General features: G+C 40.7%; 5 protein-coding genes. All 5 read left to right on the forward strand.

Annotation, left to right across the window (positions count from 1 at the left end; translation table 11 throughout):
• Positions 1-532: 532 nt before the first annotated feature.
• The 5 genes from petA to H5200_RS22785 all read left to right on the forward strand — a co-directional run bounded on the left by petA (position 533) and on the right by H5200_RS22785 (position 4,274).
• Positions 533-1,123, forward strand: coding sequence for a ubiquinol-cytochrome c reductase iron-sulfur subunit (gene petA / locus H5200_RS22765; protein WP_182719667.1), 591 nt, complete (start codon positions 533-535; stop codon positions 1,121-1,123).
• Positions 1,123-2,388: a cytochrome b N-terminal domain-containing protein gene (locus tag H5200_RS22770; protein WP_149980603.1), complete on the forward strand. Its 1,266-nt coding sequence runs from the start codon at positions 1,123-1,125 to the stop codon at positions 2,386-2,388. Before petA ends, H5200_RS22770 begins: the two co-directional genes overlap by 1 nt.
• Positions 2,385-3,128 (forward strand): cytochrome c1, encoded by a 744-nt coding sequence (locus H5200_RS22775; RefSeq protein ID WP_182719666.1) that lies wholly within the window; start codon positions 2,385-2,387, stop codon positions 3,126-3,128. Before H5200_RS22770 ends, H5200_RS22775 begins: the two co-directional genes overlap by 4 nt.
• 79 nt (positions 3,129-3,207) lie before the next feature.
• A complete protein-coding gene (sspA, locus tag H5200_RS22780; protein ID WP_064667929.1) occupies positions 3,208-3,834 on the forward strand; it encodes a stringent starvation protein SspA in 627 nt (208 codons plus the stop codon).
• Entirely contained in the window at positions 3,834-4,274 is a 441-nt protein-coding gene (locus H5200_RS22785; protein WP_145236812.1) for a ClpXP protease specificity-enhancing factor, read from the forward strand. Before sspA ends, H5200_RS22785 begins: the two co-directional genes overlap by 1 nt.
• Positions 4,275-4,370: the final 96 nt, after the last annotated feature.

The raw sequence follows: 4,370 nt of genomic DNA on the forward strand, positions 1-4,370 counted from the left end.
CATAAGCAAACTCGCACTTTTTATCGACATAAGTAAACTCGCACTTTTTATCAGACATAAGCAAACTCGCACTTTTAATAAGTAACCAGCAAACTCGTATCAAATATGCGGCTAATAATTAACCTGCTACTGCCTTTGTTGCGTATAACTTTAAAAAAAGTTCAATAATTATCGTAATAAGTGTAAATCCGTCAGTTAATTGATGAATTTTTTTGCTACAATTGTCTGGCAAGTAATGTGAGTGAGTTCAACAGCACCATGTGCAGTTTATCTGCTTCCTTTTAGTGAGGTTGATCTTGGTCAGTATATTGTTTTTGTAAAAGTCATATCATAGAAACGGCTCTATGCTCGAGCTAACTTAGTCAATTAGTTGATAAAGTCGGGATTATTCGAGCATGAGGCTGTTAATAACCTTGTTTTAATCAAGGGTTTTAATTATGATCGCTTCTATTTTAAAATTTCGAAAAATTAACCTGCTGTAACTGATGTTCTCAATATAGCAAGTGTTGAGAATCATAGTGGAGATAAGTGGATGAGCAATGCGCCTGTAGACAATGGCCGACGTCGCTTTTTAACCATAGCTACCTCTGTTGTAGGTGGTGTTGGTGCGGCTGGGGCTGCTGTTCCTTTTATTGCGTCTTGGAATCCAAGTGAGCGAGCTAAATCTGCGGGTGCGCCTGTAGAAGTAGATATCAGCAAACTTGAGCCGGGACAATTAATACGTGTCGAGTGGCGTGGTAAACCTGTATGGGTTGTATCACGAACCCCTAAAATGCTTGAGCAGATGAAAGAACACGAAGGTCAACTTCGTGATCCGCAATCGCAAGAGCCACAACAATTAGAATCATCAACCAATGATTTCCGTTCATTACGCCCTGAGATATTTCTCGCGGTAGGTATTTGTACGCATTTAGGGTGTTCACCTGGCTTTTTCCAAGGTAATTTTGGTGAAAAGGTTGAGGGAACAGATGATGGTTTCTACTGTCCATGTCACGGTTCTAAATTTGATATGGCTGGCCGTGTATTTAAATCGGTACCTGCCCCGTTAAACTTAGAAATACCACCTTACACATTTCTTGATGATACCACTATTTTAGTGGGCGAAGAAAAAGGGGTAGCCTAATGTTCGGTAAAATTATTGGTTGGATAGACGACCGTATCCCAATGACACGTGTTTGGAACATGCATATTGCACAGTATCCAGCACCGAAAAACTTTAACTTCTGGTATTTCTTTGGCTCATTGGCCATGTTAGTACTAGTAAACCAAATTCTTACCGGGATTTGGTTAACGATGAACTTTGTTCCGTCTTCTGAGGGCGCATTCGCTTCAGTAGAATACATCATGCGTGATGTAGAATACGGCTGGTTACTACGTTATTTGCACTCAACAGGTGCATCAGCGTTTTTCATCGTTGTATATATGCATATGTTCCGTGGCATGATCTACGGTTCTTACCAAAAACCACGTGAATTACTGTGGTTATTCGGTATGTTTATCTTCTTAGCGTTAATGGCTGAAGCATTCATGGGTTACTTATTACCATGGGGTCAAATGTCATTCTGGGGTGCACAGGTAATCATTTCACTATTCGGGGCTATTCCGGTTATTGGTGATGACTTAACACTTTGGATCCGTGGTGATTATGTAATATCAGGTGCAACGCTTAACCGCTTCTTTGCATTACATGTTATTGCTTTACCATTGGTTATCGTAATTTTAGTATTCTTACACATTGTGGCACTGCACGAAGTGGGTTCAAATAACCCTGACGGTGTTGAGATCAAGCGTAAGAAAGGCTCTGTTGCTGAAGAAGATAAGCCTAAATTTAAATTCCATGAGTATTACACTGACAAGAAAGATATTGTTGATGCGATTCCGTTCCATCCTTATTACACAGTAAAAGATATTGTGGGTGTGGTTGGTTTCTTAATCTTGTTTTGTTGGGTGGTGTTCTTTATGCCTGCGATGAATGGTTTCTTCCTTGAAGGACCAAACTTTGAAGCGGCAAACCCACTTAAAACACCTGAACATATTTTCCCAGTTTGGTACTTTACGCCATTCTATGCAATCTTACGTGCAATCCCAGATAAACTAATTGGTGTTGCTGCGATGGGTGCATCGATTGTAGTGCTGGCGTTATTACCTTGGCTTGACCGTGGCACAGTGAAATCGGTTCGTTACCGTTGTGGCTTCCATAAATGGAACATCGCAGGTTTTGTTGTTACTTTCGTGCTTCTTGGTTGGGTGGGTGCAACTCCACAAACTGATATGAAGACGATCATTTCACAAATCTGTACTGTGACTTACTTTATGTTCTTCGTACTGTTGTTTGTATACAGTAAGAATGAAAAAACTAAGCCATTGCCAGAGAGGTTAACGAAATGATGAAAAAGCTAATTATCGGTTTATTTGCTTTATCAATAAACGTATTGCCGGCAATGGCGGCAGGTCCATCGGTTCCATTAATGGAAGCCGGTAATGACCTAACTGATCAGCCTTCGTTGCAACGTGGTGCAAAGTTGTTCATGAACTACTGTCTTGGTTGTCACCAAATGCAGTATCAGCGTTATGAGCGTACTTTCCGTGATATCGGTATTCCAACAGCCGTTGGCCTTGAGCAGTTAATTTTTGACGGTTCAAAAGTTGGTAGCCATATCACTAACGCAATTACTAAAGATGATGCAGCAAAATGGTTTGGTGCGGCTCCGCCGGATCTAACTCTAATTGCACGTGTAAAATCTCCGGATTATATTTACACGTACTTAAAGTCATTTTATAAAGATGAATCTCGTCCGTTTGGAGTTAACAATATTGTTTTCCCATCGGTAGGTATGCCTCACGTTTTGCAAGAACTGCAAGGTTTACCAACGCCTATTACTGAAGAAGTCGAAGAACATGGTCACACTGTGACTAAAGTTATTGGTACTGAAACAGATGGGACTGGCGAAATGAGTGTAGACGAGTACGATCAAGCGGCTCGTGACTTAACTAACTTCCTTGAGTACGTGGGTGAACCTTCACGTCTTGAATCAGAAGCGTTAGGTATCAAGGTTATCGGATTCTTAGTTATCCTATTTATCTTGGCATTCATGTTGAAGAAAGAATACTGGAGAGATGTTCATTAATTTTGAACATATTTAAAGGTAATTTTGCAATAGGGGCTTAAGCCCCTTTTGCTGTTTTTGTTATTTAATGGAGGTAGGCATGGCCGTAGCTGCCAATAAGCGCCCTGTAATGACCCTTTTTTCTGGTGCTAACTGTATGTATAGCCATCAAGTACGCATTGTACTTGCTGAAAAAGGCGTAAGTGTAGATATTCATCTGGCCGAAAAGGACAACCTGCCAGAAGCACTTCATGAAATTAACCCTTACGGTACAGTGCCAACACTGATTGACCGTGAGCTTGGTTTATATCAGGCAAACATCATCATGGAATACCTTGATGAACGTTTTCCTCACCCTCCACTAATGCCTGTTTATCCGGTAATGCGTGGCCGCAGCCGTTTAATGATGCATCGCATCGACACAGATTGGTACAGCCTTGCTGCTAAAATTTATGCTAATGGCGCTGAATCAGCGCAAGCGCGTAAAGAACTAACAGAAGCTTTACTTGCTGTTTCAGCAATCTTTACTGAAGCTCCTTACTTTATGAGTGAAGAGTTTAGTTTAGTTGATTGTTACTTAGCACCATTACTATGGCGTTTACCAGAGCTTGGTATTGAGCTAACTGGTGCAGGTTCTAAAGAGATGAAAGAATATATGATCCGTTTATTTGAGCGTGAATCATTCCAAGCTTCTCTTACTGAAACTGAGCGCGAGATCCGTTTGTAATGACGCCTAATCGTCCTTATTTACTTCGTGCTTTCTTTGATTGGATTGTTGATAATCAGTGTACACCGCATTTAGTGGTTAATGCTGATTTTCCAGCCGTGCAAATACCAACACAGTTTGTTCAAGATGGACAAATTGTGTTGAATATTAGCCCATCAGCTGTCACACAATTCTCAATGGATAATCAGCAGTTAAGCTTTAGTGCCCGCTTTGGTGGTCAGCCAATGCAAGTATACGTGCCAATTGGTGCCGTGCTTGCGATCTATGCCCGCGAAAACGGTGAAGGCACTGTGTTTACTGCAGATGAGTTTTTAGAAGATGAAGACGAGTTTGCAGCTGAGTTAGAAAGTGTTGATATCGCAGATGAATTATTACCTGACGAGCCAGCTCCTTCTAAGCCTGAAAAGAAAAAAGGCTCACACTTACGTGTTATTAAGTAATATGTAATTGTTTGATAAAAACCGCTGATTAAGCGGTTTTTTTATGCCTGTATAAAAGTAGACTGAAGGTAAAAGGTAAAAGGTAAAAGGTAAAAG

Origin of the sequence: Pseudoalteromonas sp. SG43-7 (assembly GCF_014164295.1) — a bacterium.
In the GTDB taxonomy this organism is placed as follows: Bacteria; Pseudomonadota; Gammaproteobacteria; order Enterobacterales; family Alteromonadaceae; genus Pseudoalteromonas; species Pseudoalteromonas rhizosphaerae.